Annotated in this window: 25 protein-coding genes; 8 read left to right on the top strand and 17 right to left on the bottom strand. The window is 44.9% G+C overall.

Going from position 1 to position 25,092, the window contains the following annotated elements; genetic code table 11:
• Positions 1-27: 27 nt before the first annotated feature.
• Positions 28-1,092: a DNA polymerase IV gene (dinB, locus tag R7D93_RS11550; protein ID WP_025768236.1), complete on the top strand. Its 1,065-nt coding sequence runs from the start codon at positions 28-30 to the stop codon at positions 1,090-1,092.
• Here the strand turns inward: dinB and R7D93_RS11545 are convergent.
• On the bottom strand, positions 1,089-3,014 hold the full coding sequence (locus R7D93_RS11545; RefSeq protein WP_225496623.1) for an ATP-dependent DNA helicase RecQ: 1,926 nt from the start codon (positions 3,012-3,014) through the stop codon (positions 1,089-1,091). The genes dinB and R7D93_RS11545 overlap by 4 nt on opposite strands.
• 76 nt (positions 3,015-3,090) lie before the next feature.
• Here R7D93_RS11545 and R7D93_RS11540 point away from each other — a divergent pair, with 76 nt between their 5' ends.
• Positions 3,091-3,570: a GreA/GreB family elongation factor gene (locus tag R7D93_RS11540; protein ID WP_017820768.1), complete on the top strand. Its 480-nt coding sequence runs from the start codon at positions 3,091-3,093 to the stop codon at positions 3,568-3,570.
• Positions 3,571-3,631: 61 nt separating this feature from the next.
• On the top strand, positions 3,632-4,375 hold the full coding sequence (locus R7D93_RS11535; RefSeq protein WP_005385316.1) for a YggN family protein: 744 nt from the start codon (positions 3,632-3,634) through the stop codon (positions 4,373-4,375).
• A gap of 90 nt (positions 4,376-4,465) precedes the next feature.
• On the opposite strand, the gene R7D93_RS11530 is transcribed toward R7D93_RS11535, so the two are convergent.
• Positions 4,466-7,012 carry an Ig-like domain-containing protein gene (locus tag R7D93_RS11530; protein ID WP_213868626.1) on the bottom strand — a complete coding sequence of 849 codons (2,547 nt, stop codon included), beginning with the start codon at positions 7,010-7,012 and terminating at the stop codon, positions 4,466-4,468.
• 378 nt (positions 7,013-7,390) lie between these two features.
• On the opposite strand from R7D93_RS11530, the gene R7D93_RS11525 reads away from it, so the two are divergent.
• Positions 7,391-8,755: a sodium-dependent transporter gene (locus R7D93_RS11525; RefSeq protein WP_213868624.1), complete on the top strand. Its 1,365-nt coding sequence runs from the start codon at positions 7,391-7,393 to the stop codon at positions 8,753-8,755.
• Between the two features lie 104 nt (positions 8,756-8,859).
• Here R7D93_RS11525 and R7D93_RS11520 read toward each other — a convergent pair whose 3' ends face one another.
• The 5 genes from R7D93_RS11520 to tsaA all read right to left on the bottom strand — a co-directional run bounded on the left by R7D93_RS11520 (position 8,860) and on the right by tsaA (position 12,739).
• Positions 8,860-9,051 carry a DUF4250 domain-containing protein gene (locus R7D93_RS11520; protein ID WP_005380289.1) on the bottom strand — a complete coding sequence of 64 codons (192 nt, stop codon included), beginning with the start codon at positions 9,049-9,051 and terminating at the stop codon, positions 8,860-8,862.
• Entirely contained in the window at positions 9,051-9,257 is a 207-nt protein-coding gene (locus R7D93_RS11515) for a YaeP family protein (protein ID WP_005391765.1), read from the bottom strand. Before R7D93_RS11515 ends, R7D93_RS11520 begins: the two co-directional genes overlap by 1 nt.
• Before the next feature lie 111 nt (positions 9,258-9,368).
• Positions 9,369-10,037 carry a tellurite resistance TerB family protein gene (locus R7D93_RS11510; RefSeq protein WP_017820764.1) on the bottom strand — a complete coding sequence of 223 codons (669 nt, stop codon included), beginning with the start codon at positions 10,035-10,037 and terminating at the stop codon, positions 9,369-9,371.
• A gap of 179 nt (positions 10,038-10,216) precedes the next feature.
• Positions 10,217-11,932: a proline--tRNA ligase gene (locus R7D93_RS11505; protein WP_017820763.1), complete on the bottom strand. Its 1,716-nt coding sequence runs from the start codon at positions 11,930-11,932 to the stop codon at positions 10,217-10,219.
• Between the two features lie 111 nt (positions 11,933-12,043).
• Positions 12,044-12,739, bottom strand: a complete 696-nt coding sequence (gene tsaA, locus R7D93_RS11500; protein WP_005380294.1) for a tRNA (N6-threonylcarbamoyladenosine(37)-N6)-methyltransferase TrmO — start codon at positions 12,737-12,739, stop codon at positions 12,044-12,046.
• 123 nt (positions 12,740-12,862) lie between these two features.
• Here tsaA and R7D93_RS11495 point away from each other — a divergent pair, with 123 nt between their 5' ends.
• The 3 genes from R7D93_RS11495 to R7D93_RS11485 all read left to right on the top strand — a co-directional run bounded on the left by R7D93_RS11495 (position 12,863) and on the right by R7D93_RS11485 (position 15,068).
• Positions 12,863-13,123 (top strand): type B 50S ribosomal protein L31, encoded by a 261-nt coding sequence (locus R7D93_RS11495; protein ID WP_005380295.1) that lies wholly within the window; start codon positions 12,863-12,865, stop codon positions 13,121-13,123.
• A gap of 3 nt (positions 13,124-13,126) precedes the next feature.
• The gene (ykgO, locus tag R7D93_RS11490; RefSeq protein ID WP_005380299.1) at positions 13,127-13,252 is read left to right on the top strand and encodes a type B 50S ribosomal protein L36; all 126 of its coding nucleotides are present in this window, start codon (positions 13,127-13,129) and stop codon (positions 13,250-13,252) included.
• Positions 13,253-13,481: 229 nt separating this feature from the next.
• The gene (locus R7D93_RS11485; protein ID WP_005380301.1) at positions 13,482-15,068 is read left to right on the top strand and encodes an AbgT family transporter; all 1,587 of its coding nucleotides are present in this window, start codon (positions 13,482-13,484) and stop codon (positions 15,066-15,068) included.
• A 106-nt stretch (positions 15,069-15,174) separates the two neighbouring features.
• Here R7D93_RS11485 and R7D93_RS11480 read toward each other — a convergent pair whose 3' ends face one another.
• The 8 genes from R7D93_RS11480 to R7D93_RS11445 form a co-directional block, all read right to left on the bottom strand.
• Positions 15,175-16,248 (bottom strand): hypothetical protein, encoded by a 1,074-nt coding sequence (locus R7D93_RS11480; RefSeq protein WP_213906530.1) that lies wholly within the window; start codon positions 16,246-16,248, stop codon positions 15,175-15,177.
• Positions 16,245-17,357 (bottom strand): ATP-grasp domain-containing protein, encoded by a 1,113-nt coding sequence (locus tag R7D93_RS11475; RefSeq protein WP_225496621.1) that lies wholly within the window; start codon positions 17,355-17,357, stop codon positions 16,245-16,247. The genes R7D93_RS11480 and R7D93_RS11475 overlap by 4 nt, the downstream gene beginning before the upstream one ends.
• Complete coding sequence (locus R7D93_RS11470; RefSeq protein WP_405537550.1) at positions 17,345-18,613, bottom strand: F390 synthetase-related protein; 1,269 nt, start codon at positions 18,611-18,613, stop codon at positions 17,345-17,347. The genes R7D93_RS11475 and R7D93_RS11470 overlap by 13 nt, the downstream gene beginning before the upstream one ends.
• Positions 18,601-19,464, bottom strand: a complete 864-nt coding sequence (locus R7D93_RS11465) for an MBL fold metallo-hydrolase (RefSeq protein WP_225496608.1) — start codon at positions 19,462-19,464, stop codon at positions 18,601-18,603. Before R7D93_RS11465 ends, R7D93_RS11470 begins: the two co-directional genes overlap by 13 nt.
• Positions 19,433-20,419, bottom strand: a complete 987-nt coding sequence (locus R7D93_RS11460; RefSeq protein ID WP_005380308.1) for an NAD-dependent epimerase/dehydratase family protein — start codon at positions 20,417-20,419, stop codon at positions 19,433-19,435. Before R7D93_RS11460 ends, R7D93_RS11465 begins: the two co-directional genes overlap by 32 nt.
• Positions 20,416-21,405 carry a ketoacyl-ACP synthase III gene (locus R7D93_RS11455; protein ID WP_017636033.1) on the bottom strand — a complete coding sequence of 330 codons (990 nt, stop codon included), beginning with the start codon at positions 21,403-21,405 and terminating at the stop codon, positions 20,416-20,418. Before R7D93_RS11455 ends, R7D93_RS11460 begins: the two co-directional genes overlap by 4 nt.
• Before the next feature lie 194 nt (positions 21,406-21,599).
• The gene (locus R7D93_RS11450) at positions 21,600-22,049 is read right to left on the bottom strand and encodes a YaiI/YqxD family protein (protein WP_005380310.1); all 450 of its coding nucleotides are present in this window, start codon (positions 22,047-22,049) and stop codon (positions 21,600-21,602) included.
• Positions 22,046-22,339: a hypothetical protein gene (locus R7D93_RS11445; RefSeq protein WP_005391777.1), complete on the bottom strand. Its 294-nt coding sequence runs from the start codon at positions 22,337-22,339 to the stop codon at positions 22,046-22,048. Before R7D93_RS11445 ends, R7D93_RS11450 begins: the two co-directional genes overlap by 4 nt.
• Before the next feature lie 932 nt (positions 22,340-23,271).
• Between R7D93_RS11445 and R7D93_RS11440 the strand changes: the two genes are divergently transcribed.
• Complete coding sequence (locus tag R7D93_RS11440; protein WP_005380314.1) at positions 23,272-23,757, top strand: GNAT family N-acetyltransferase; 486 nt, start codon at positions 23,272-23,274, stop codon at positions 23,755-23,757.
• Here the strand turns inward: R7D93_RS11440 and R7D93_RS11435 are convergent.
• Together R7D93_RS11435 and R7D93_RS11430 are read right to left on the bottom strand one after the other, a co-directional pair.
• Complete coding sequence (locus tag R7D93_RS11435) at positions 23,717-24,016, bottom strand: DUF3301 domain-containing protein (RefSeq protein ID WP_005380315.1); 300 nt, start codon at positions 24,014-24,016, stop codon at positions 23,717-23,719. The genes R7D93_RS11440 and R7D93_RS11435 overlap by 41 nt on opposite strands.
• 13 nt (positions 24,017-24,029) lie before the next feature.
• Entirely contained in the window at positions 24,030-25,067 is a 1,038-nt protein-coding gene (locus tag R7D93_RS11430; protein ID WP_213868614.1) for a DUF3549 family protein, read from the bottom strand.
• Between the last annotated feature and the right edge of the window lie 25 nt (positions 25,068-25,092).

Raw genomic sequence — 25,092 nt, 5'->3', positions numbered from 1 at the left:
GTTTTTTTGAACAGTGCTTTGATGGCTATGTCAGATCGAATTAGAAAAATTATTCATGTCGATATGGATTGTTTTTATGCTGCCGTAGAGATGAGAGATAACCCCAGTTACCGTGGCATTGCACTCGCTGTTGGCGGACATGAAAAGCAGCGTGGAGTGATTAGCACCTGTAATTATGATGCGCGTAAATATGGTGTTCGCAGTGCAATGTCAACGGCGCGCGCGCTGCAACTCTGTCCTCATTTGTTGGTTGTGCCCGGTAGAATGCATGTATACAAACAAGTCTCTCAGCAAATTCGTGCTATTTTTGAGCGTTATACGCCTATCATTGAACCTCTCTCATTGGATGAAGCATACCTCGATGTCACGGACTCGACAGCTTGCCGTGGCTCCGCAACGTTGATCGCAGAGTCAATTCGCCGTGATATCTGGAGTGAACTTGGGTTGACGGCATCGGCGGGCATTGCTCCGATTAAGTTTCTTGCCAAGGTCGCGTCAGACATGAACAAGCCCAACGGTCAGTTTGTGATTCCGCCAGAGAAAGTCCAAGAGGTTATCGATAGTCTTCCGCTAGAGAACATTCCTGGTGTGGGAAAAGTGAGTCTTGAGAAGCTCCACCAAGCCGGTTTTTATCGATGTGAGGACATTAAAAACAGTGACTATCGAGAGTTGTTGAGGCAGTTTGGTCGCCAGGGTGCCTCCTTATGGCAGCGAAGCCATGGAATTGATAATCGAGAAGTCGTTGTTGAGCGCGAGAGAAAGTCCGTCGGTGTGGAAAGGACATTCAGCCAGAACATCGCAACCTATGATGAATGTTGGCAAGTGATTGAGGAGAAACTTTATCCTGAACTCGAGAAACGTTTAGAGCGTGCAAGCCCAGATAAGTCGATTATTAAACAAGGTATTAAAGTCAAATTTGCCGATTTTCAACTGACAACAATTGAGCACATCCATCCGCAATTAGAGCTTGAGGACTTCAAGATCTTGCTAAGAGATATTCTTAAACGCCAAAATGGACGGGAAATTCGCCTTTTAGGCTTGAACGTGATGCTCAAGCCCGAAGACCAAGCGCGTCAATTGAGCTTTTTTTAGGCCCTTCCCGTTTCTACCTGCGTTAATACCTGCTCAAAACTTACGTTTGCCATTGCACCATAACCTGCTAGCTTTGAGGCTTTTAGCTGGCTAATCAAAGGAGTGCTGATTCCGCACAAGAAGCGAGCAACGGCATCATTACTGATGGCCGATGGGGAAAGCTGAATAAACTCCTGCGCCCATATCGATACTTGAGATTGTTCAATATCTTCAGATTCTGGTGCTGTGAATGTGGCGACGTGACCACGACACACGGAGCAGTGACCACATTGCTTTGGTGCATCGTGATCCGCAAAGTAGTTCGCCAATTGTGAGCTCAAACAGTGCTCGGACTGGAACAAGTGCAGCATGGTGTGGATTCTTTCGATATCTTTGCTTTCTTTGGATTGGAACAGTTCATACAGTTGTTGGATTAAAACATCCGAGCTCTGTTTGGTTGGCATAACTGAGTACACGTCCGTCAGTTGTTTGCTCTCTAGTTCTATCCAGCCGTTCTGGTGAAAATAGTCGAGCGCTGCGACAACTCGGCTGCGTTCCGATTGATAGTTCATCCATAGCGCTTCTAGATCAACTTGGCACCACACTTTGGCTTTTTGTGAGCAGGAAAAAATAGCCTCCACAAATTGACGTCGCTCGCCTTGAAATTGATTCACAATAAATTGCTGATCGTGCAAAAACTTAAACCGATATTCTGCAAAGTAACTGTACTTTGCTTCAATGACGTTATGTAGCTCCAAATAAACCAACAAGGTTTTGAGTGGCAATTGGCGGATATTACTTTCACGCGACAAACGCAGTGGCACTACCTCCCATTGTGGAGCATGTTCTTTCGCTTGCTCGACTACATAGTTAATTGACGCAAATTCTGGTGTGTCACCATAGACAAAATTCTCCAACACCGTTAAGCCGGACGTATTGCCTAGCAGAATGCACTCAGAGCGTTGCCCGTCCCTGCCTGCACGTCCAATCTCTTGTGCGTAGTTCTCGATTGATTTGGGTAAGTCGAAGTGAATGACGCGTCGAATATCAGATTTATCGACCCCCATACCAAATGCAATCGTTGCAACAATACAGTCAATTTGGCCATCCATGAACTGCTGTTGGATTTGTGCACGAACGTCGCTTTTCATGCCAGCGTGGTATGCGTGAGCGTTAATGCCAATATGGATTAATGACTTTGCTACTCGTTCTGCTGTTTGCTGTTGCGTCACGTATATGATGGTCGGAAGCTTAGGTGAAGAGGCGATGATCTCACTGAGCTGTTCTTGTTTCTTTGTTTCCTCACACGGGATCACCGATATATCCAGATTGGGGCGGTAGAAGCCTGTAACGGTAATATGTTCACTGGCAATATCGAACTTTTTTTGCATGTCTTCAATAACTGCAGGCGTTGCCGTTGCGGTGAGAAGTAAAGACTGTGGGATGTTCAGTTCACGTTGATATTGCGGTAGTTTGAGATAATCTGGACGAAAGTTATGCCCCCATTCGGAAATACAGTGCGCTTCATCAATGACCATCAAAGAAATCGGTACTTGGCGAATGAATTCACGAAAACGCTCGTTTTTTAGCCGCTCAACAGAAATCATCAAGATTTTGATTTGTCCATTCTTCACGCCAGCCATGACCTTTTGTGCTTCTTCTCTACTTTGACTGCTATCGATAGAAGCGGCCGCTATTCCTTTACTTTGTAAAAAGCTCAGTTGATCCTTCATTAACGCCAACAACGGAGAGATCACCAACGTAAGGTTGGGTAATATGGTTGCAGGTAGTTGATAACAGAGTGACTTCCCCGAGCCTGTAGGAAAGATTGCCGCAGCAGAGTAACCATTCATAACGGCTTCAATAACGGGTTGCTGACCTTGGCGTAATGAGTCAAAACCAAATACAGATTGAAGTGTTTGATGCAGCGAGTCACTTTGCATAATAGGGAAACCTTTCTTTGATGGTAAACTTGGCTACATTAACACACCCCGAATACTAAACGCGCGTCCTAAAAGTATGAACAAAGCTGACTTAGTCCCAATTATCATCCAACATCTGGAAGAAAAACTTCAAGTTGCCCATGCATCGGCTCAGCGAGCTATCGATGCCGCGACAGATGAAGAAACTGTTCCCGAGCACAAGTACGATACATTGGCACTTGAAGCCGCGTATCTTGCTCATGGACAAGCCATGCGAATTCAAGATAGTGAAGAGGAATTGCGTCAATATCGTTCTTTAGTGACTCGCAACTTTAAGAATGCGCCTGTTGGTGTTGGTGCTTACGTTGTTCTCGCAGATGAGAATTTGCTTGAAAAGCACTTCTTTGTAGGCCCTTGCTCTGGTGGTCTGACTGTTAAATATCAGGCTCAGGAAGTCTTTGTCTTAACAGCAAAATCTCCTCTTGGTCGAGCGTTATTCGGGAAAGAAGAAGGCGATGAGATTGATGTGAAAATAGGAGAAAAAACAACTTGTTACGAAGTCGTGACGGTTTGCTGACATCTCATGTATCACTCAGTGTTATGTTTAACACGAGTAATGTTAAATAAAAGAGAATGACATGAAAAAGCTTTTTACACTCTCATTGCTGATGGTCAGTGCTACTGGTTATGCAGCGCAGTGTCGTGTGGACATCAATAATGAAGTCCGTATGGATGGGCAAAGCTTGGAAATTCGCCAAACGACAGGTGATAAAGCTGTCGTGGATGAGGATAACAACCTTTTCATCAAAGGTGAGTTAATTGAACTCAATGCCGACCAAAAAGCGGCAATTGAAGACTATCGCGAAAAAATGAACGCGTATATTCCACAAGCAAAGCAGTTGGCGAGTGATGGTTTAGCGCTTGCAAATGACATCATCGATGATGTCGCGGAAAGCCTAGACGCACCTGGCGCGTTTGATAACGTCAAAGTCGCAGTACAGGACTTTTTCGCTGATGTTGAATCACGTTACTACAAAGATGGCGATTTCATTCTACCAGCGGAAAGTTTTGAGTCCATGACACAAGGGTGGACTGAAGACTTTGCAAAAGCACAAGAGATCTTCAATAAAGAGTTTTTAGCGAGTTCGTTGGATGCTTTATCGAAAAAAATGAAGGAAGAGGGGGGAATAAACCTCACTGCATTATCGGAGAGTATGGCTGAACTCAGCGCGAAAGTAGAAGAGCGTTTAGCTGAGCATTCGAAAGAGGTAGAGCAACAAGCAGAAGACTTGTGTGACTCGTTGGATGACATGGCAGGGCAAGAAGACGATTTGTTGAAGAAAATCCCTGAGCTAAAAGATTACCGAGTATTTACGATTTAATTACTCATTAAAAAGTAAAAACTCGATGAGATAAAGAAAGAGAGCACTATTGTGCTCTCTTTGCGTTTTACTCGCTTGTTCTTTGGTTGCTTATTGCGCGTTCATCTCGGTGAGCTTATCGCCGACAGGTTTTGAGAAGTTAAAACCATCATGCTGATCCCAGTTGATAGACCATGTCATTACTCCTGCATAATTCGGGTAATTGAACGCTGGCTTGACGGTGCCACATGAAGTGCCTTTGGTTAAACAATCTAGTGCGCTGATAATATTCTGTGTCGGAGCCTGCCCTGAATTTGCCGAGCTAGGACCTGAAGGTAAGCCGATTGCGACTTGATCATCACGTAGTGGTGCAAACTGAGTGCCGTCGGCCAATTCAAAGCCTTCGATAAGCATTTTAGATTGCGCTACCATCATATCCACAGAGCCTTCTGGTGCACTGCTTGGCAAGTATGGGTTTGGCAAACCACCGTTGTTATATAACTGGACGTGAAGCAAGTCGAGCGTGCTGCGTGTCTCGTTAATCACAGGGATGTACGCCCCCCAAATACCGCTGTAAGCCACATAACCACCTTGAACATAAGGGTGCTCAGGCGCCATGGTTAGGTACATATCGCCACCCATGTTTTGCTCTATTTGAAGCAAAGCACGACCAAGGCGAGCTTGAATTTGCGAGCCATGAACTAAGTTAGAACCACTCTCTAAATCCACATCTAGACCATCAAAGCCCCACTCAGCGATAAGACCTGTTAGGCTAGAGACAAAGTTGGCTTCATCTTGGTCGGTATTCAGCGTAATCGTGCCTTCTGCGCCGCCAAGAGAGAGAACAAACTTCTTACCTTTAGCTTGAAGCGCTGCCATGTCCTGCTTGAATTGTGTTGGATCGAGTGCTGGACAATCGCTGTAAATATCGCCTGAATATAGATTAAAGTGCACGGTGCCATCACTGTTGCGATCATTTTCAGCAAAGGCAATATCAATCACATCCCAAGCATCTGCCATATCTGCTAGACGAATTGGACAGCCCGCTCCATTTACAAAATTGTGCCAGTAACCGATGAGTTTATGGCGTTTATCTACTTGCTCAACCACCGTTATTGCTGCGGCGTCAGACAATGCATTGCTTCCTGACAAATCCACAGCTTGGGCGCTAACTGTAAAGTTACCAATTGCAGTTGGTGTCCAGTTGGCTGTGTAAGGTGCGGTGGTATCGGTTGCAACAATAGAGCCGTTGATCATGAAATCAACGTGTTTAATGCCTGAAGTTAAAGACGTTGCATCGGCGCTTAATGCGAGGCTTTTGCCTAATCCGGTGGTCTGACCGCTGCTTGGTGAAGTCAGAGAGACGACCAAATCTTTATCGCTGACTTCCACACCAACCAGGGACTCTGACGTGTTGTTATCATTATCGGTTGCGACGGCTTTAAGCTGGTTAGCGCCAATAAGTGTGGCGTTCCAAGTAACGGAATATGGCGCTTGAGTGGTGACCCCTAAGCTGGTGTTGTTCGCAAAAAACTCAACTTGCGTGACTGTGCCATCAGCATCGCTTGCGTTTGCCGTGATTTCGTTATTGCTGCCAGCGAGCACGACTTGTCCATCCGTTGGTGCCGTAATGGTAACTTGCGGTGGTGTCGAACAAGCACCTAGGCCACTCCAAGCATCTTGCCAGTATAGCCCTTCACCAGGCTCGTAAGCCCATGTCGCATCCGAGGAGCACCAACCAGCAACATCACAACGATATTTTTGGTTGAAGTGAGAAACCAGGTCGCCAGCTTGATAACTTGTGCCTGCCACATAAGGTACTGCATCTGCACATCCGCCCGTTCCGGTTTCTGAATTACTAATAACCAGCGCTACTTCTTGGCTCATCGTTGCGAGGTTTGTATCATCAGTCGCTTGTGCTTTGAACGAGTATGTACCTGGACTAGCGGTCCATTGATATTCGTAAGGTGCGCTAGTATCAATGGCGACAGATTGATTGTTTACGAAGAACTCAACTTGTGTGACCACACCATCAATATCGTCAGCTTGAGCGGCTACGGTTAGGTTATCGCCTACATTAAGCACTTCTGTGCCTACTGGGCTTGTCAATGAAATGCTTGGTGGCGGTAATTCGACTTGTGGTTGAACTTGGATAGAAATCGTCGTGGTGCTAACAGCTCCCTCATTATCTGTCGCAATTGCGGTCAATTGTGAGATCCCTTCAATAGCTGTCCAAGAAGCTTCGAATGGTGCTTGAGTTACCACAGCAACGGTTTGGTTGCCTGCAACAAACTCAATTTGTGTGATTTGGCCATCTTCGTCAGCTGCGTTGGCTAACAAAGTGATCGCACTGCCTTCGGGAATTTGTGCGTTGTTTATTGGAGAGGAGAACGACACCGTTGGTGATAAATTGTTGCTTCCACCATCACATTGCCCTAACGCTTTCCATGCTTCCCAAGATCCTGAGTTGGTCACGGGATCATTGCCTTGCGTCCAATATGCAGCCTCATAAGCGGCTCCTTGCGTTTTTACTAAAGCGCCCGATGTATAAGTCGCAGTGCTGTCCCAGTCGGGTAGACTTTGACAGTTATAGGCTTGAGCTTGGTAGCTGGCGCTGAGTGCTACAACCATCGCTCCGTGAAGTAGGGTGACCTTCATTTTCCTCTCCTTGAATCATGGGTATAAATGAGAACAGAGTAATAACTAGCTGATAAATAGACATTAGGGGGAAAAAGCGAAGCACAATATTCTGCTTTTCGACACAGTATCACGAGGAACAGTTCGTCCCTTACACCAGAGCTCATTATTTTTCGGCTCACTTCACGGCAGAAGGATTGGTAAAATTCAGCCACGTAAAACGAACAACAGTCGCGAGGCTTTTGAGCGATGAATATGAGATGTACGTTAAAATTTACAAGCTGAATGACTACAAATTACTTCAACTGTCGAGGATTTAACCGAGGTGCTCTTGTTGAATAGTGAATATTGCTATAGTGTACTAGTTAGCTAGTTCAATGATATTTTTGTGTGAGTAGTATGACACAGCAAACCTCTTCTCAGCCTCGCGAGCATTTTGGCTCTCGTCTCGGGTTCATCTTAGCTGCCGCAGGTGCCGCAGTTGGCCTTGGCAATATTTGGGGCTTCCCAACTCAAGCAGCCAGTAATGGTGGCGGTGCTTTCCTATTAGTTTATTTGGTGATGATTCTTATCGTCGCATTTCCGATGCTGGTGGTTGAAATGGCGATTGGTCGCCATGGTCAAGCCAACCCTGTAGACAGTATGCGTGCAATCACAGATAACCCTACCGGTAAAAAGCTCGGCGGCATTGTGGGTTGGATTGGTTTAAGCGTACCAAGCGCTGTCTTAGCGTTTTATTCAATTGTTGGTGGTTGGTTGATCTGCTTTTTACTGGGTGCAATCACAGATCTAATGGGGTTAGAAGCTGCAACTCAATGGCTAAAGGGCTTTAGTGTTGAACGTAACTTGTTCGGAACCATTACTTTTTATGTACTGACGATTCTCATCGTACAAGGTGGCGTAAAACAAGGTATTGAGAAGTGGTCCACACGTTTGATGCCAGCATTGTTTGTTTTGTTTGCTCTACTGTTTGCTTACATCATGACGCAAAACGGTGCGATGGAAGGGCTAAAGCATTACTTGGTACCGGATTTCGAAAAGGTATGGGACCGCAAGTTGATTCTTGCCGCAATGGGGCAGGGCTTCTTCTCGCTTACGATCGGTGGCTGTTCAATGCTGATTTATGGCTCTTACTTGAGTAAGAAAGAGAGCCTACCAAAGATGGCGATGAACGTGACCATGGTAGATACTGCCGTTGCTTTCATTGCAGGATTAGTGGTGATGCCAGCGATGTTTGTGGCAATGCAAAAGGGCGTTCAGATCTATGCAGAAGATGGCTCTCTATTAAGCTCTGATACGTTGGTATTTACCGTATTGCCATTGATGTTTGATAGCTTAGGTTTGCTTGGTCAATTGTTCTCTATTGTGTTCTTCTTATTACTGACGATTGCGGCGTTAACGTCCTCCATTTCAATGTTAGAGTGTCCAGTGGCTTTAGTGAGTGAGCGCTTCAATACTAAGCGCAGCGCAACGAGCTGGGTTTTAGGTGGTCTCATTGCCTTGTTCAGTGTGGTGATTGTTTATAATTTTGGTGCTCTATTTGGTATGGTCGCGACGGTTGCTACTCAGTATCTACAACCAACCGCTGCGCTCTTATTCTGCTTATTTGGTGGTTGGGTATGGAATCGCAACTCAAAAATCAAAGAGCTTGAGCAAGGTTGCCCGGAGTTTACGCAAGGTTGGTTTGGTAAGTTATGGCCTGCGTATGTGAAGTTTGTATGTCCAATTCTTGTGGCGACAGTCATCTGGGCTTCATTTGGCTAACCGAGACGCCTATCGAATAAAAGAAAAGGGCTTGATGGTAACTCATCAAGCCCTTTTTCATATTGGTTATTCTCGTTTCGGTTATCCGCCAAGAATGGTGTTGATTAACGGAATTGTCCTGCTTCTGGAAGAAAGTCAAAACCAGCAGAAGCCAGTTTTGTCTCAAGTGCTGTGCGTTCGATATCGAAGAAAGCCACCAGTTTATCTAAGTCACCACCGAAGTCGTCGCGTAGCTTCATATTCACAATGCTCATCAGCATGACAGGATCCATGGATTCAAAGTTCGCTAGATTCATTACTTATCCTCAAAATCTGAAATCAGTAGGTTTGCCGCAGCAAATGCCGCTTTTTCACGCACTTCTTTAGGCAGGGACTCATCCGCTGCAACATCGTTCAGTGCTTTAACTGCACATGAAATTGCTTGGGGAATATAAGCTTGATCGCCACTACCAATCTGAGCATAAAGCTCACGAACCAGTTCACAACAGCCGTATACTTGCATGTTTTCTTTCCACTAAATGATAACTTATCTCAATATACACACAGCGGATTTGAAACTCAAAGTACAGAGTTGTTTTGGCTCAAGTTGAAGGTTTGCTTGAGCGAGATTTAATCACTGCATTTGTGCTTCTAACTGCTGGGTGACTTCTGGTGAAAGTTGAAGTTGTTTTGCTAGTTCTTGCAGATACGCTTTTTCCATAAAGTTTTGTTCATCAGCGACGATCAAAGACGCCAGGTAAATTTCTGACGCTTGTTGAGGAGAGGTCGCCTGATTAGCAATTTCAGCAGGATCAAGCGGTTTGTTTAACTCTTGCTGAACGAGGTGACGAACGTGCTCATCTGCGCCCATATCCGCGAGAGCTTGTTCAATGCGCGCCATTTCCTCTTCATCAACGTGACCATCAGCTTTTGCAGCTCCAATCATTGCTTTTAAAATTAAGACACTGTGTTTACTGTCATCGGGGTCAAAGGTTTCTTGAACACCTTGACCGGATTGCTTGGCTTGCCAGTCGTTATACACTTTGTAGGCCAAGGCTCCAAGCGCAGCTGCGCCACCGACTTTTAATGCGCTTGACCCTACTTTTTTAGTCATTTTTTTACTTTTCTTTGAGCCCATCAGCATACCGATGAGGCCTCCGCCTACAGCACCTGCTCCTAGCGTTTTTAGGCTACTTGAATTTGATGAGGATTTGATGTTGTTGGTTTGTTTGCCCAATGCATCTGCACCTTGCTTAAGTAAGTCTGATTTGAGTGCTTGGTTTAGAAGACTTTTTAAATCCATAACTGACCTCCTTTAGATGATGAAATCAGTTTAATAGTAAGAAGCTGAACCAAAGATTAACAAAGTGAATAGTTCGAAAAAGGTGGAGGGAGGATGTTGAGCTGTAATAAAAAAGGGCTGACCGAAGCCAACCCTTTTTAACTATTTGAAACTACTTCAAATGCGAACTCGTCGAGTGCTTACTTTAGTTGAGCTTTTACGTGCTCAACAATGTCAGTCATTGCGACTGCTGTTTTCTCACCAGTAGCACGGTTCTTGTATTCGAAGTTGCCTTCTTTCATTGAGCGGTCACCGATAATAATTGTATGCGGTACACCAATAAGCTCCATGTCAGAGAACATTACGCCTGGGCGTTCTTTACGGTCGTCAAATAGCACTTCGATGCCCATTGCCGTTAGCTCAGCGTACAATTTCTCAGCGGCTTCTTTAACTTCTTCTGACTTGTGCATGTTCATTGGAACGATCGCTACCTGGAATGGTGCGATTGCATCTGGCCAGATGATGCCGTATTTGTCGTGGTTTTGTTCAATAGCAGCCGCTACTACGCGAGTGATACCGATACCGTAACAACCCATTTCTAGGATGACGTTCTTACCATCAGGACCCAGTACACCACAGTTCATCGCTGCGGAGTAAGCGTTACCTAGTTGGAAGATATGGCCAACTTCGATACCACGCTTAAGCTGGATAATGCCCTTGCCACATGGGCTTGGGTCACCTTCCACAACGTTACGTAGGTCTTCAACTTGACCAAGCTCTACATCACGACCCCAGTTAATACCGAAGTAGTGTTTGCCATCGATGTTCGCGCCCGCACCGAAGTCGCTCATTACCGCAACGCTGCGGTCAACAATGAACGGCAGTTTAAGGCCAACAGGGCCTAGTGAACCAGGGCCTGCACCGATAAGCTCACGAATTTCTTCTTCAGATGCCATTTCCAATGGAGCTGCAACCTGAGGAAGGTTTTCTGCTTTCACTTCGTTCAGTTCATGATCACCACGAATAATAAGCGCGATGATTGGCGTATCAACTTCGTCAGATGCTTTCACAAACAGTGTTTTCACTGTTTTTTCAATTGGTAGTTCGAACTGCTCAACCAATTCAGCGATTGTTTTCGCGTTTGGCGTATCAACCAACGTCATTTCTTGTGTTGGTGCCGCAGCCTCAGAGGCTGGAGCTAGTGCTTCTGCTTTTTCAATGTTTGCCGCGTAATCTGACTCGCTAGAAAATGCGATGATATCTTCGCCGCTTTCAGCCAGTACGTGGAACTCTTGAGAGCCGCTACCACCGATAGCACCGCTATCTGCAAGTACAGGACGGTAATCCAGACCCATGCGATCGAATGCTTTACAGTAAGCATCGTGCATTGCGTCGTATGACTTTTGTAGTCCGTCTTTATCAATGTCAAAGCTGTACGCATCCATCATTGAGAATTCACGTGAACGCATTACGCCAAAACGTGGGCGTCGTTCGTCACGAAATTTAGTTTGGATTTGGTACAGGTTTAGCGGAAGCTGTTTGTAAGAGCTCACTTCATTGCGAACAAGGCTAGTGATCACTTCTTCAGCGGTTGGGCTAAGTACAAACGGACGAACATGACGGTCAGTAAAGCGAAGTAGCTCAGGGCCCATCTTTTCGCTGCGGCCTGTCTCTTCCCATAGTTCAAACGGCTGAACAACGGGCATCAAAGTTTCGACTGCGCCTGCATTGTCGATTTCTTGACGAACGATGTTTTCGACTTTACGCAGTACACGTAGACCAGTAGGTAGCCAGGTGTATAAACCTGAAGCCAGCTTACGGATCATACCTGCACGTAGCATGAGCTGGTGGCTCACTACTTCTGCGTCGTTTGGAGTCTCCTTCAGAGTAGAAAGAAGATAATTACTGGTACGCATTAAATTTATCCGTTTATTTAAGTTAGATACTCAAGCTTGAATAAGCAGGAGTATGGGAGTTCCCGAAAGGGAAATTTGTTAGCCGTCTATAATATCAGCCAATTGCGTTTGTCAAAAGCTTTCAATAGCGGTAACCGTTATTAAGTTGCTTGTTGCTGTGAACTTTACGTTCAAGTCGAACAAATTTACCGCATATTCTTTGTCGTCCGGCTTGTTTTTCTTATATGCAGGGCGAGGATCTTGTGCCAGAACTTGTTCAATGACTGATCTTACATAGTCAGTATCGGATCGATTTTCTATCGTTGCTAATGCTTGAGCAGAAAAGGTGACTTGTGACTTTTCTGGCTCTTGGTCTGCGTATCCGCCTTGTGCTTCCGAAATAGAATCCGAATAGGGAATATAAGGCTTAATATCCACAATCGGTGTCCCATCCACGAGATCTACACTGCCTAAATCAAGATAGATTTGATCGCCTTGCTTAGTGACTCCTTTCACTTCAACGGCTGACATTCCGATTCCGTTTGGACGGAAAGTCGAGCGCGAGGCAAAGACACCAATTCGTTCATTGCCGCCTAATCGTGGCGGACGTACAGTTGGTTTCCAACCAGCTTCCAGATTCTGATCAAATAGAAACAACAACCAAACGTGAGAGAACTGTTCTAGCCCACGCACTGCTTCAGGGCTATTTGCTGCACCTAACAGTTTTACGCGTGCTTTAGCCTCTGGTACTAAGCGTGGTTGGCGCGGAACTGCAAACTTTTCTTTGTACGGTGTCTCAATGACGCCGATGGGTTCGATGGAATACATGGTGGACATCTTTAAGAATTCATTGAGATGAAAAGTATCACAAATTTCTCTTGCTTTTCTTGTTGATAATGATTATTAATTAAAATGTTATAACATAACAATTTAATTGAAAGGAAAAGTATTATGAAACCAGGAATCCACCCTGAATATCGTCCTGTGGTGTTCCACGACACCAGTGTAGATAAGTACTTTGTCGTTGGTTCTACGTTGAAAACGGAGAGAACCATAGAATGGAAAGATGGCAAAACTTACCCTTACTTTACGTTAGATGTGTCGTCAGCTTCTCACCCGTACTACACCGGTAAACAGCGCGTTGTACAAACCGAAGGTCGCATTGCGAACTTCAACCGTCGTTTTGGTCAATTTAAGAGCGAAAAGGAATAAATCATGAAGGTAGTAAAATCATTAAAAAGTGCAAAAAGTCGTCATCCGGATTGCCAGATTGTAAAACGGAGAGGGCGTCTTTATGTCATTTGTAAAACGAACCCGAGATTCAAAGCTGTGCAAAAGTAATCAACCTGCATATATCTAACTTATGGTTTTGTTTAATTGATAATGTTGAGTTAATTATCTTACATGGATGAAATATCTACATTTTTATTTAATGTTGGTTATAAATGCCTCTGTTTGTCACAGTTTGTAACATTTAGGGCTTTTATTTGACCTTCTACTCAAGTACCCTTCGCACGCTTTTTGACATTTTTGTCACATTTGCATAGGAATAAAAACAAGGAGGGAACAGATGAGTTCATCTGATTCAATTAAACAAAACTCGCCTAAGAAGCCGCTGTTTACGCGCTTTTTGGATACTGTCGAATATTTGGGGAACTTATTACCCCACCCGATCACACTATTTGCCATTTTCTGTTTAGCCATTCTGGTGATGTCGGGTATTGCAGGATACTTCGAAGTTTCCGTAGTTGATCCTCGTCCTGAGGGTGCAAAAGGTCGTGCCGCGGATGGCATGATTCATGTCGTTAGCTTGCTTAACGCTGATGGCCTTGAACTAATCGTTACCAATCTAGTGAAAAACTTTGTCGGCTTTGCACCTTTGGGTACGGTATTGGTTGCGATGTTGGGTGTTGCTATTGCTGAATACTCAGGCTTGCTATCTGCAGCAATGCGTGGCTTAGTAATGGGTGCATCTCAACGCATGGTAACAGTGACGGTCGTTTTCGCGGGTATCATTTCAAATACGGCATCAGAGCTTGGCTATGTGGTACTTATTCCACTGGCTGCAATGCTGTTCCATTCTTTAGGTCGTCACCCACTTGCCGGTCTTGCTGCGGCGTTCGCTGGTGTATCTGGTGGTTACTCAGCAAACCTACTTATTGGTACGGTTGACCCGCTGTTGTCAGGCATTACTGAAACGGCGGCGCAAATGATCGACCCAACTTACACTGTTGGTCCAGAAGTTAACTGGTACTTCATGTTTGTGTCGACATTCTTCATTGCAATCACAGGTGCGTTTGTTACTGAAAAAATTGTTGAGCCAAAGCTTGGCAAATACAGTGAAGAAGAAGCCTCAGAAGATTTGTCGAACGACAAAATGGGTGGCTTAACAGACATTGAGAAGAAAGGCCTAAAACTAGCAGGTGTTGCTGTACTGGTTGTTTCAGCGCTGCTTGCTTGGACGGTTGTTCCAGAAGACGGCATTCTACGTTCTGATGCAGGTACAATTGCAGGTTCACCATTCCTGAAAAGTATCGTGGCATTCATCTTTGTGTTCTTTGCTATTCCAGGCTTTGTGTTTGGTAAAGTTGTTGGCACGATGAAGACGGATCGCGATGTAATTGATGCAATGGCGAAATCTATGTCTTCTATGGGCATGTACATTGTATTAGTTTTCTTTGCGGCTCAGTTCGTTGCTTTCTTTAAATGGACTAACTTCGGTCAGGTATTCGCGGTTGCTGGCGCTAGCTTCCTGCAAGAAATTGGCTTAACTGGTCCAATGTTGTTCTTTGCCTTCATCCTGATGTGTGGCTTTATCAACCTAATGATTGGTTCGGCATCGGCACAGTGGGCAGTAACGGCTCCGATTTTTGTTCCTATGTTGATGCTTGTTGGTTATGCACCGGAAACGATTCAGGCTGCTTACCGAATTGGTGACTCGACGACAAACATCATTACTCCAATGATGAGCTACTTTGGTTTGATTCTTGCCGTAGCGACTCGTTACATGAAGAACTTAGGTATCGGTACGCTGATCGCGACCATGCTACCTTACTCAATCTGCTTCATAGTAGGTTGGAGTGTGCTCTTCTACCTATGGGTATTCGTATTTGGTTTACCAGTAGGCCCTGGCGCAGCAACATACTACACACCGTAGAAAACGGTTACCTCACACAGCTCCATTATAAAAAGCCTGCGAACGTCGCAGGCTTTTTTATCGATTGAGACTGTGTACGCAGGCTTACCTGATTATAGATGTCGGTTTATAGCTGAAAACGCATCAACAAAGGGCGATAAAAGTGCTGAGTGAGCCAGCATAAGCTTTTCCAAATTATGCGTTTGTACCAAGGTAAGTGCGCAATATAAACATAGCTAAATTCAATTTCTGGCCGGGCTTTTCTGTTGCGTTTAAAAGCCGGAGCACCTGAGCTCATATTAAAACGACGCTGGAATATCATTGCGTGGCGGATGGTATAGGCCGATATTCGACGATACAATGCGAGGCGTTGTGGCTTATTGGTATCGTAGCCAAAAATTGGGCAAGTCATATCATTATCAATTTCTACAATGCCTAACGTAGCCAGCATCTCTTCTTGATAAAACAGTCCCACTAACTTTACTAATTTGTTCTGGCTCGCCTGTTTTAAATATTGGGTTGAAAACTGGATGTTATTGAGGCTGTATTTATCAAGGTAAAGCATGTCATATAACTCTTTGGCACGCTGAAACTCTTCATCAGTGGTCAGTGGCCTAAACTGCCAATCTTTATCATTAAGCAGTTTGAAGTCTTTCGTTAAATCTCGGTTGAAGCTGAACGCTTGCCAATCATCAAGTAAATACACTTGTCGTGTTACCAAGCTTTGCCATTTTGGCTGCTTCAATCGCTGAATTAAGTGTGAATGCTGACGCTGGTTGAGGGAGCGAAGCACCAAGGGAAAGGTGGGGTATTGATCGAGTGCGACGCGACGCAGTTCATCGAGATTTAAGGCTGCCCATTGTTCGCTATACATATTGGTGGACAAGCACTGATTGTTGAGCGTTTGGACTTGATCCAATCCAGCCAATGATAAGATTGGTTTAGTCATATTAATAAGTAACTTACATACCCATCGAACAGCCACATTTTTGACTTTGTGAAGCTCTTCTTCCGCGTAGCCACTAAGCAGTGTCATAGGGGAGACTGCATAACAGTTGTTTGGTATTTTTGGTGTTACGGAGTAAGGAATGGCAACATCATCGATATAGTAGCAACCAAAGCTTGCTGTGCATTCATCAATAGGATTTGACTGCATAAGAGTGATAAAGGTTTGATGCCATTCTTGAGAGGAAAACGTCATGAGTTCAATGCCTCTCCATTCCACTCAATATCAACGGTAGAAGAGTTGCTCCACTTCGTCTTGTTCTGCCTAGCTAACCGGAGTAATTCAAACACACTCCGGATTTGGCTCCCTACCGGCAAGTTATGCTGTTGCATCACATTCACTCCAGACCACCAATCTTGCCAAGTTCGAGCCTTGAACAGGGATAATCCACCTTCAGCGATGAGTGTTATTGGCCCTAAATGATGCAATCGCTGCTTGGAAGGACTGGTAAAATCCATATTAGGAAGCAGTTGGTTGCATCGAGACGAGAGTAGGTGCAAACCACTGGTGGCTCTTGGGTTACATTCAATCACGTAGAGTTCATCTTGTGATTTGATGAAGTCAAACGACACTTGCCCATGATAAGTATGACGTTTACCAAAAGTTGCGATAAATCTATCTAGTCGTTCGCACGAGATCGGCTGAAAAGCACTGGCGGCCGAGCCGTTTACACAGTATTTCGGCACATAAGCTTGGTGTGCTTTAAGGTCACCATGTTCAAAAATGGCATAGTTACACACCGGAGTCCCATGGATTTTTTGTTGCTGAACCCAAGGGTAAAGGGGCGATATCGTGGCGGCAGAAATAGACTGAGTCGTCACATCTCTTATGACTTGCCCGCCAAACCGAGAGTAAACGGGCTTTAGAACGGTTCTCTTATTAATTTCAATCTCACTTTTATCAGCGACCAAACGAGTTTTGGGAAGTGTAATTTCTGGCAAACCTTGAAGCTGTTCATAGACGGTCAACTTGTTATGCAGGGCATTGAGTAGTCCTACATGGGGCAGAAAAAAATCTACTTCCGGGCATTGTTTGGCAACATGAGCCAAGTAATACACTTCTTCACAAGTGGGTATCACCATATCAATACGCATCTGAGTAATGATTTTTAGAATCTGCTGTTGATAGGTGGGAAACGCAAATCGAGGTGAAGCGGTGGGTATATAAGACTCGATACCTCGCAAAAACGATCCCAGAGGCTTTTTTAGCGAATCGGTGAGAATTACTTCATGCCCATGATGCATACACATGGTTGCCCACTCTAGTGCAACTGGTGCTCGGGCTCCGGTGATTAAGACCCGCATATGTTCACCACACGTCGTTGTTTATTCATTGGCGTCCAAATAGGCGCAGGGCGGTAACTAAATCTGACAGGATCAAGCCGCAATTGGTCAAACAACTTTATCAAGGCTTGGTGTATAACCCGATGGTGGTGAACATCCGCTTCAATTTGAATGGCTTGTGACCCTGTTTGGGTGATTCGGTAATCCACGCGACCTTTGGCAGATAGTGTTATAGCGCGGTAGATGAGATCTGGTAACACCGTAACTGGGACGTGGTTTGCGTTTAGCGTGAGGCGATCACCACATCGTCCGGCAATCGTGCCAAGAGGTTCAAATACGCCATTATCCTGTTTATTCTCAATAATATCGTCGAGCTGATAACGAATAATGGGCTGAGTTTTACGACGAAAATCGGTGATAATTGGGCTGTAATGAGTACGTTCGGTATTCAGCCAATGTTTTTCGATGTAAATAACATCCTGATTCCAGCGCATTTGTCCATGCTGATCAGTACATGCAAGAAAACCTTCGGTACATTGATAGACTTCATGGAGTTCGCTGTCGAACCGTTGAGAAATATAGTGACGGTCACTCTCGGTTAGAACCTCTGCCCCAGAAATGATCCGCTGTGGTTGAATTGCGGGTTGACCAAATTGACCGCTGAGCTGGGCGCAGAGCTGAAGAGCTTGCGCACTACCAACCAAAAGCGTGGGTTGGAACTCATCCAACTCTTTTATCCATTCTTGGTAAGGTTTAGTTAAATCTGCATAAAAGAATGTGACAGGGCCTTTCGCGACGGATTTATACAGTGGGCTGTTGGCGCGCAAGGCTAGCGCAATTCGGTGCTTTTGCCATAGGTTGGGCAACAGGCGAGCCAATATATTGCCAGCCCACAGTTGCGTTTCCTGTTTGTCAGCAAGAAACAACCCGCGCATGCCTGATGTGCCCGAGGAAAGCCCAACAGTAACATCGCCAACTTTCGAAGCGGCGAAGTTGCGTGACTGTTCTGCGTCGAGTGCTTGTTGCATTAGCTGTTCAGCCTCTAAGCCTTTCGTATTCAACTCCGAGAGGTTCTCCATCATGGTTTGCTTATTCATGATAGGGAAATCACTGAGTGCTGCACCTTGAAGTGAGCGGTAATACGGTGAATGACAGCATACCCATTCCAGGTGTTGCGTTAAATGTTGTTGCTGCCACGCTTCGACTTGTTCCCTTGAACCGAAAGGGCGGTAGCGGGTTCGCCAGAATTCTGAGATAAGCGTTATCACTTCATCCACCCTTCTTTGATTAGCTGCCGGATAGTTTCCTGACAATGTGAAGGCACGAAGCGAACAAAGTGGTGGGTTTGTTGGTAGCAACTTCTCAATTCGGAGAGGGTGTTTTTATAGGCATTTGTGTCATCGCAAAGCATGTTCGCCAGCCAATGCTGATCAATATTTTCACTCAAGCTCTCGATTAACCAGCATGCATCGGCGAGTAAGAATAGCCAACCTTGGTCTCTTTTAACCAGCAAGCCCACTTGGCCAGCTGCATGGCCTGGCAAGCTAACCATATAAATGAATCCGTCGTCGAACATGTCTTTACAGAGCAAATTAACACCTTGGCACTGAGGAAGAATTTGGCTGATTGGTACAGAAAAATCACTATGAATGAATAAGTTAGGTTCAAGCTGTGGAGGAAGTAGAGCTTTTAGGTATCCTTTTCTTACGCCTCCAATTCGACCACTTTTAGTAATTGCATCTACCCCTTTTTGTTGGCAATGCAATTGAGAGTGGGAAAACTCAGACACGGCAGCAATGTGATCAGCATGGAAGTGGGAGAGCACTAAGTGTTCAATATCATGACGTTTGAGACTTTCTTTTGCTAACTGCGCAACAATTCCGTGTTCTTTTTTATAGCGACAAGGTGTTGTCCAAGCATAAAAACGTTCAGGGAAGGGACGAGTCGCGCTAAAAAAATGCTCGTGATATCCCGTGTCGAACAGGATGTTGCCTTGCGTTGGGTGCTGAATTAACGCAACGGCTGCCGGAAATGCTCTAGGCTTGATACCAGAACCTGGTTTGACAACAAAGCCTGGGTGTACGCAGTGTCCAGCCTCAAAGATTTTTATTTTTAGACCAGTTTGCATACTGCTGTATTCCTTCTTGAATTGAAAAAAGCGGTTGGTAATTCAGTGTTTGTTTCGCCTTGCTGATATCCAGAGTTTGATGATAGTTAAACAATCCTGCGCTGTATGAGGTGAGCCTTGGTTCTGGCTGATGTGGTAAGTGCCTTCGTATTTGCTCACTGAGCTTTAATAATGGTGATACCACACCGTATGGTAATGATTGTAACGTTACTTTTAGGTTTAACCCCTCACATAAAGCTTGCAGAACAGTCTCAATTGGCATTGGTTCGTTGTTGGAAATGTTGAACACATCACCATGCTGAAGTCGGTCTGCCTGAGTGCAAGCGAGCATCGCTGCATGGGCAACGTTGTCGACATAGGTCAGATCAACCACAGGATTTCTACCCGATGGCAGAAGCAGAGTGTTGTTTTTTATCGCCTTAAGCACTCTTGGGATAATCGCGCGATCATTGGGTCCAAAAATGCCACGCGGTCTTAAAATGATCGCTTTACTTCGACCTTTTACGGCTTCAATTTCTGATAGATATTTTGTGTGTGCGTAATCATTACACCAGTATGAAGCTATGGCGTCGGTTTCTCGAATATTCCAACGGTCTTGATGGTCAAAGTAGACGCTGGTGGACGAAATATGGATAAAACGCGAGATTTGATGCGTATTAGCCGCATTGACGAGGTTTTTGGTGGCATCTACATTGGCTTGATAAAACGCCTGCCACTTTCCCCATGGGCTTGAGAGAGCGGCACAATGGATGACTGCATCCATACCTTGGCATACCGCATGAACTGCTGAGTGGTCTCTTAAATCGACTATATGGGGGATAACATCGAATTGCTCGGCGAGTTGTTTAGCGATGACTGTATTTCGTGCTATAAAATGCAGTTCATGCTGCTGGTGAAACATTCTCAGAATTGCGCTACCCAACATCCCGCTGCCACCAGTGACCAATATCTTCATAGTTTTAGCACTCCCATCCCTAGCGACAACCCTGCGGCGGTGCCAGCTAATAACACATGTTTTCCTGCGGTTTCTGGCTGATTACGCAGCCAGTGTAAGTTAATTGGGAGTGAGGCGGCGACTTGGTTTCCCAAAGTCGAAAAGTGATTAACGGTTTTCTCTGTTGGTAGCCCGGTGAGTGAAGGCAGTTTTTTTAATCCATGCGCGCTGGCTTGATGAGGAAGAAAATAATCAATATCGCCGAGTGTTACCGGAGAGGCGTCAAACCCTTTTTTTAGAAACGCTGGTAAGGCTTTACGCACATGTTTAAAGAGTGCTTTGCCCTCCATTTCAAACTGGCAACTTTTTAAATAGGCTTGATGCTCGGAGGTATGCGGGTTGATATGACTACCTCCGCCCTTAATTTGACAAAATGAATACCCGGTATGATGCGTTTCAAAGTGACTGGTGAGCAATCCATCATCGTCGTGTTCTTCGAGCAAAAATGCGGCGGCACCGTCCGCGAATAAGGTTGCAACTTCTGGTTTGAGCGTAAAATTTCGATTCAGTGTGATGCCAGTGGCGAGTTCGCTGGTGACAATAAGAATCCGACGGTACCGTTTTGCTAAGAATAGACTCTGAGCAAGATCAAGCGCAGAGAGAAAGGATAAACAGGTGCTGTTCAAATCAAAGCTTTCTAGCCATGTTGGAGCGTCTAACGCGGCGAGAACCGCTGAGGCGTCGTAGGGTAGAGACTGGTGGTGTGTGCCGCTAGCGTAGATAAGAAGATCAACGGAGCTTAAGGTATGTGTGTTTCCTAAACACTGCTCTATTGCCTGCATTGCCATGTAAATAGCGGTCTCTTTTGTATTGGCTACATGACGATATTCAACGTCGAATTTATTTCGGCAGGTCCCTGGCGCTAATTTTAGGAAGCGATCCATCTCTCGATCAGACCATTGATTCGTTGGCAGGTAGCTTCCACTGGAAACGATGTTAAAGCCCATTATTCTCTATACACTTATTAAAAACGTCGTTCAAAATAAACCACGTTGCATATTGAAGCTATGGCGAGCGAGATGAAAAACAAACAGAACAAAACAAATGGGAGTAAGAGCACGCTTTGGGTGCAATGCTGAGAATGAATTTTCAGGAATGAGCCAGGCTTTGATTTGCTGGCTCAATTTGAATAGAGTGAGGGTTACTTCTTAAATTTCGCCAAAATACGATCCAAATGGTTTGCAAATTCGCGTCGATCGGTTTGAGAAAGCGCGGCGGGCCCACCAGTCTGAATTCCGCTTGAACGCATGGTTTCCATAAAGTCGCGGATATTTAGGCGAGCTTTGATGGTGTCTTTTGTATAGAGCTCGCCACGAGAACTGAGGGCTTGAGCGCCTTTAGAGATAACCTCATCTGCAAGCGGAATATCTGACGTGATCACCAAATCGTTGGCTTCCACACGCTTGACGATTTCGTTGTCTGCGATGTCAAATCCCGCAGGGACTTGCAGCGAGTGGATGTTGTCTCTTTTCGGCACAGGGACAACGTGGTTAGCGACAAACGTACATTCAATCCCTGTACGCTCGGCGGCACGCACAATGGTTTCGCGAATAACTTTCGGACACGCGTCTGCATCTACCCATAACTTCATGATGATTTCTCACTGAGTTTCGCTTCTAACTCTTCAATACGAATGGCTAGCATTTTTACGGTGCGCTCTAGGGCTTCAAGACGATCATTATCGGTGTGGTGTTGTGCTGCGATTTCAACCTTGGGTACGCGTTGAGCACTCTTCCAACTTTTTATTGCGGTGATTAATGCTGGCATTGGAACTGGCGTTTTCAAGCGTGCTTTCACTAACGCTACGGTTGGCTCTTTTCCTTGTTGTTGCAACTGTTCCATTGCCGCTTCTAATTCTTTAGTAACGTCTTGAGTTAACATTTTTAATCCTTAACAACGATATATCTATCATCATACGTTGAGTGCGCTAATTTGGCGAATGGCATTTTGGAGAGTGTAGTGTGAGAGATCTCTTACATAGGTTGTGAGAGAAAACGATTTCGTAAGCGGAAAAAGAGAAGCTGAAGAGCTTAAGTTTCTGATAAATAATGATTTAACAACTTGTTAACCAATGTGAGAGCCAAATATTTATCTTAGATAGATTGTCTATTTTTGGAAAAGGCGTAAATTGAGAGTTGTCAGCAGGAAGCAGACATGGAACAGGAAAGCACCAAGGATTTGGTTATCGTCAGGAAGACGATTTGGTTGGTCAGGATGATTAATCAAGCATGGAGCGTAGGACATTGTAAGGATACGATCATCAATAGGATGTTGATGACTAAGGATAGACAATGGACCCCTCTAGGATTGAGGCTATGGACAGCATCAGGAAGATGCAAGGGACACCGCTCAAGGAACAAGTGACGTGTGCTAACGAGGAATGTTAGCAGTCAGGATGATAAGGACACCGCTAGGACGGCGACGTAAGGAATAAGCTGACGGAATCAGCCACTATTATGGATGATGCATGGAGCACTTTTAGTAGCCGGACTGCTGCGAGTAAGACCATGACCCCGATACTTATGTGTCGGGGTCTTTCTTATATAAAAACGATATCCAGTGTTCTCATTGAATTAAGCATCTCGATGTTACTTGGGGATATCAATATCACAAAATATATAAATTCCTAATAACACTTAATAAAAAACAACTCAGATCAATATCCTTTCCAACCAGTTGGTTTAACTTTCGGCTTCTCTACAAGGTGTTATGCCCGCAATCATTGAGCATGTTCAGCTCATCGAGTTTGTGATCTGCGGATAGATTAAGTTTGTTGTAATCAAGGAACAGATGTGGCCATAGTAACCAGAAGAATGCTTCTTCTACCCTACAATGAGTCGTTGCAACTAGAATTCGTCATGCTGAATTGCTGTGCGAAAAACCGTGCTGAATTGAATGGTCCGTATACAGTTGCGTCTGCCAAACAGATGTTTGAGAAAATACTGGATGATGAGAACATTTATAGTATGGCAGTGCTAGAGAGCACCAGTCGTGACTATATGGGGCACGTGTTCATTGCTAATCTCGATTCCGAACCTGAATTAGGGTTTATTTTTGATAAATCATATTGGGGTAAAGGGTTAGCAACAGAAGCACTAAAAGCATTTTTCCCCAAAGCGTGCCGTGAATTGGGCTTGAATAAGGTGAAAGCTAACGTGAATAGCAATCATCAAGCTTCTATGGCAGTACTGAAAAAGCTGGGATTTGTTGAAACAAAAGAAAGTAAGGATATATATGGTCCTTACTTTGAAATGGAATTTACAAGCGATGCGGTGGTAGGTGAAAGTTCTGCGGCCTGAAACCGACCATGGTTAACTCTCCTTGGTAGCAATCGTCACCAAGAGATGAAAACTCAAATTGATACACCGTATGCCAACGCCAGACTCCGTCTGGCGTTTTTAGTTTATGGGCACCAAAGGCGATGCTGATTAATTGGAGATCCAATTGCTCACATTTACGCGTGATGGCCGCTTTTGCGAGTTCGGCTTGGCGACGCTGTTGCCAAAACAGGTAACAGAAAAAGCAGAGCCCTAAAATTGCTAAAAGATCACCAATCATTCCTGAACCTTTCTTAGCTTTTTGTTGTTTGTTGTAAGCTTACTAGCGCATTTGCTAGTTCCTCTGATGGATTTGAATGCAGTAAAGGCAATAACACCATCCTTAACTCTGGCAGCATCACTAAATCGGCAAATAACTGATTAAATAGGGCTTGATTACCGGTTTGAGCTAAACGCAGCAAAAACTGTTCTGCTACCTTTTCATTGGCGAGTAAGTGCCAAGCGCGACCCGCCACACCAATCAATACCTCCTGATGGCTTAAACGAGGGCTATGCAATATCGCATCTAATACTGGAGAGGCGACTTCTGTTGGTGCACCAGCAAGGGCTCGGATAAGTGCTGAAAGTAGGAAGAGATCAGGTTCGCTACTTGCGATTTCTTGCTGTGCCTTTTCTGCGATACGTTCTGCTAAACGCTCTTGTAGCTCTACATGCTCAAGCGCACCTAATAGGGCATAAAGTGGCTCATTTGGTAGGTGGTTCAACGCTTTGCGTATCATTACTCCGTTTTGTTCTTTGTCCAGGCGAGCGGCTATGTCTGTGATACCTTGCAGACCTACAGTTTGCCAATTATCCCAGCCTAAACCTCCAGAGAAGTAATGCTGGGTATGCTCGTAATATTGGCTGGTAGGAAGATTAAGGTTTGCGCGGACCTGGCTATGAAACACGGCCATTTTATCTTCGGAAGGTTTGAAAGTGTATGGGTTGTTAGACAGCTTTTGCTGTTGCTCTTCAGTGATATCATCATTGAGGCGTGTTCCCATAGCCTCCACTACGTATTTAATGAAATTGCCGATATCCGCTTGCTTTAACAAACCGCGCTCGTCCAATTCAAACTTTAGAAACCAAATCCAAGGTTGCTTTTGTTCATTCCAATAAGCGATGGCAAGGTGTGCTTTACGCTGCATTGGGAATGGGTACGGTGCTTGACCTTTTTCTACATCGGCAAACTCTTTCTTAGCGATGGTTTTGATACGACGACCAAGATCGAAGATTTGATAATCACAGCGGCTGTTGTTCAACAGTTGAGTGAGGGTTTGAATGTTTTCCATTAAATACGACGTCCTAACGTTCTTT

Source organism: Vibrio sp. YT-15 (genome assembly GCF_033337445.1).
Lineage (GTDB): Bacteria > Pseudomonadota > Gammaproteobacteria > Enterobacterales > Vibrionaceae > Vibrio > Vibrio alginolyticus.
This window is presented reverse-complemented; position numbering and strand designations above follow the sequence as displayed.

Coding starts and splice junctions, on each gene's coding strand:
- dinB (WP_025768236.1), top strand. CDS start 28: ATGTCAGATCGAATTAGAAAAATTATTCATGTCGATATGGATTGTTTT.
- R7D93_RS11545 (WP_225496623.1), bottom strand. CDS start 3,014: ATGCAAAGTGACTCGCTGCATCAAACACTTCAATCTGTATTTGGTTTT.
- R7D93_RS11540 (WP_017820768.1), top strand. CDS start 3,091: ATGAACAAAGCTGACTTAGTCCCAATTATCATCCAACATCTGGAAGAA.
- R7D93_RS11535 (WP_005385316.1), top strand. CDS start 3,632: ATGAAAAAGCTTTTTACACTCTCATTGCTGATGGTCAGTGCTACTGGT.
- R7D93_RS11530 (WP_213868626.1), bottom strand. CDS start 7,012: ATGAAGGTCACCCTACTTCACGGAGCGATGGTTGTAGCACTCAGCGCC.
- R7D93_RS11525 (WP_213868624.1), top strand. CDS start 7,391: ATGACACAGCAAACCTCTTCTCAGCCTCGCGAGCATTTTGGCTCTCGT.
- R7D93_RS11520 (WP_005380289.1), bottom strand. CDS start 9,051: ATGAATCTAGCGAACTTTGAATCCATGGATCCTGTCATGCTGATGAGC.
- R7D93_RS11515 (WP_005391765.1), bottom strand. CDS start 9,257: ATGCAAGTATACGGCTGTTGTGAACTGGTTCGTGAGCTTTATGCTCAG.
- R7D93_RS11510 (WP_017820764.1), bottom strand. CDS start 10,037: ATGGATTTAAAAAGTCTTCTAAACCAAGCACTCAAATCAGACTTACTT.
- R7D93_RS11505 (WP_017820763.1), bottom strand. CDS start 11,932: ATGCGTACCAGTAATTATCTTCTTTCTACTCTGAAGGAGACTCCAAAC.
- tsaA (WP_005380294.1), bottom strand. CDS start 12,739: ATGTATTCCATCGAACCCATCGGCGTCATTGAGACACCGTACAAAGAA.
- R7D93_RS11495 (WP_005380295.1), top strand. CDS start 12,863: ATGAAACCAGGAATCCACCCTGAATATCGTCCTGTGGTGTTCCACGAC.
- ykgO (WP_005380299.1), top strand. CDS start 13,127: ATGAAGGTAGTAAAATCATTAAAAAGTGCAAAAAGTCGTCATCCGGAT.
- R7D93_RS11485 (WP_005380301.1), top strand. CDS start 13,482: ATGAGTTCATCTGATTCAATTAAACAAAACTCGCCTAAGAAGCCGCTG.
- R7D93_RS11480 (WP_213906530.1), bottom strand. CDS start 16,248: ATGACGTTTTCCTCTCAAGAATGGCATCAAACCTTTATCACTCTTATG.
- R7D93_RS11475 (WP_225496621.1), bottom strand. CDS start 17,357: ATGCGGGTCTTAATCACCGGAGCCCGAGCACCAGTTGCACTAGAGTGG.
- R7D93_RS11465 (WP_225496608.1), bottom strand. CDS start 19,464: ATGCAAACTGGTCTAAAAATAAAAATCTTTGAGGCTGGACACTGCGTA.
- R7D93_RS11460 (WP_005380308.1), bottom strand. CDS start 20,419: ATGAAGATATTGGTCACTGGTGGCAGCGGGATGTTGGGTAGCGCAATT.
- R7D93_RS11455 (WP_017636033.1), bottom strand. CDS start 21,405: ATGGGCTTTAACATCGTTTCCAGTGGAAGCTACCTGCCAACGAATCAA.
- R7D93_RS11450 (WP_005380310.1), bottom strand. CDS start 22,049: ATGAAGTTATGGGTAGATGCAGACGCGTGTCCGAAAGTTATTCGCGAA.
- R7D93_RS11445 (WP_005391777.1), bottom strand. CDS start 22,339: ATGTTAACTCAAGACGTTACTAAAGAATTAGAAGCGGCAATGGAACAG.
- R7D93_RS11440 (WP_005380314.1), top strand. CDS start 23,272: ATGCTTCTTCTACCCTACAATGAGTCGTTGCAACTAGAATTCGTCATG.
- R7D93_RS11435 (WP_005380315.1), bottom strand. CDS start 24,016: ATGATTGGTGATCTTTTAGCAATTTTAGGGCTCTGCTTTTTCTGTTAC.
- R7D93_RS11430 (WP_213868614.1), bottom strand. CDS start 25,067: ATGGAAAACATTCAAACCCTCACTCAACTGTTGAACAACAGCCGCTGT.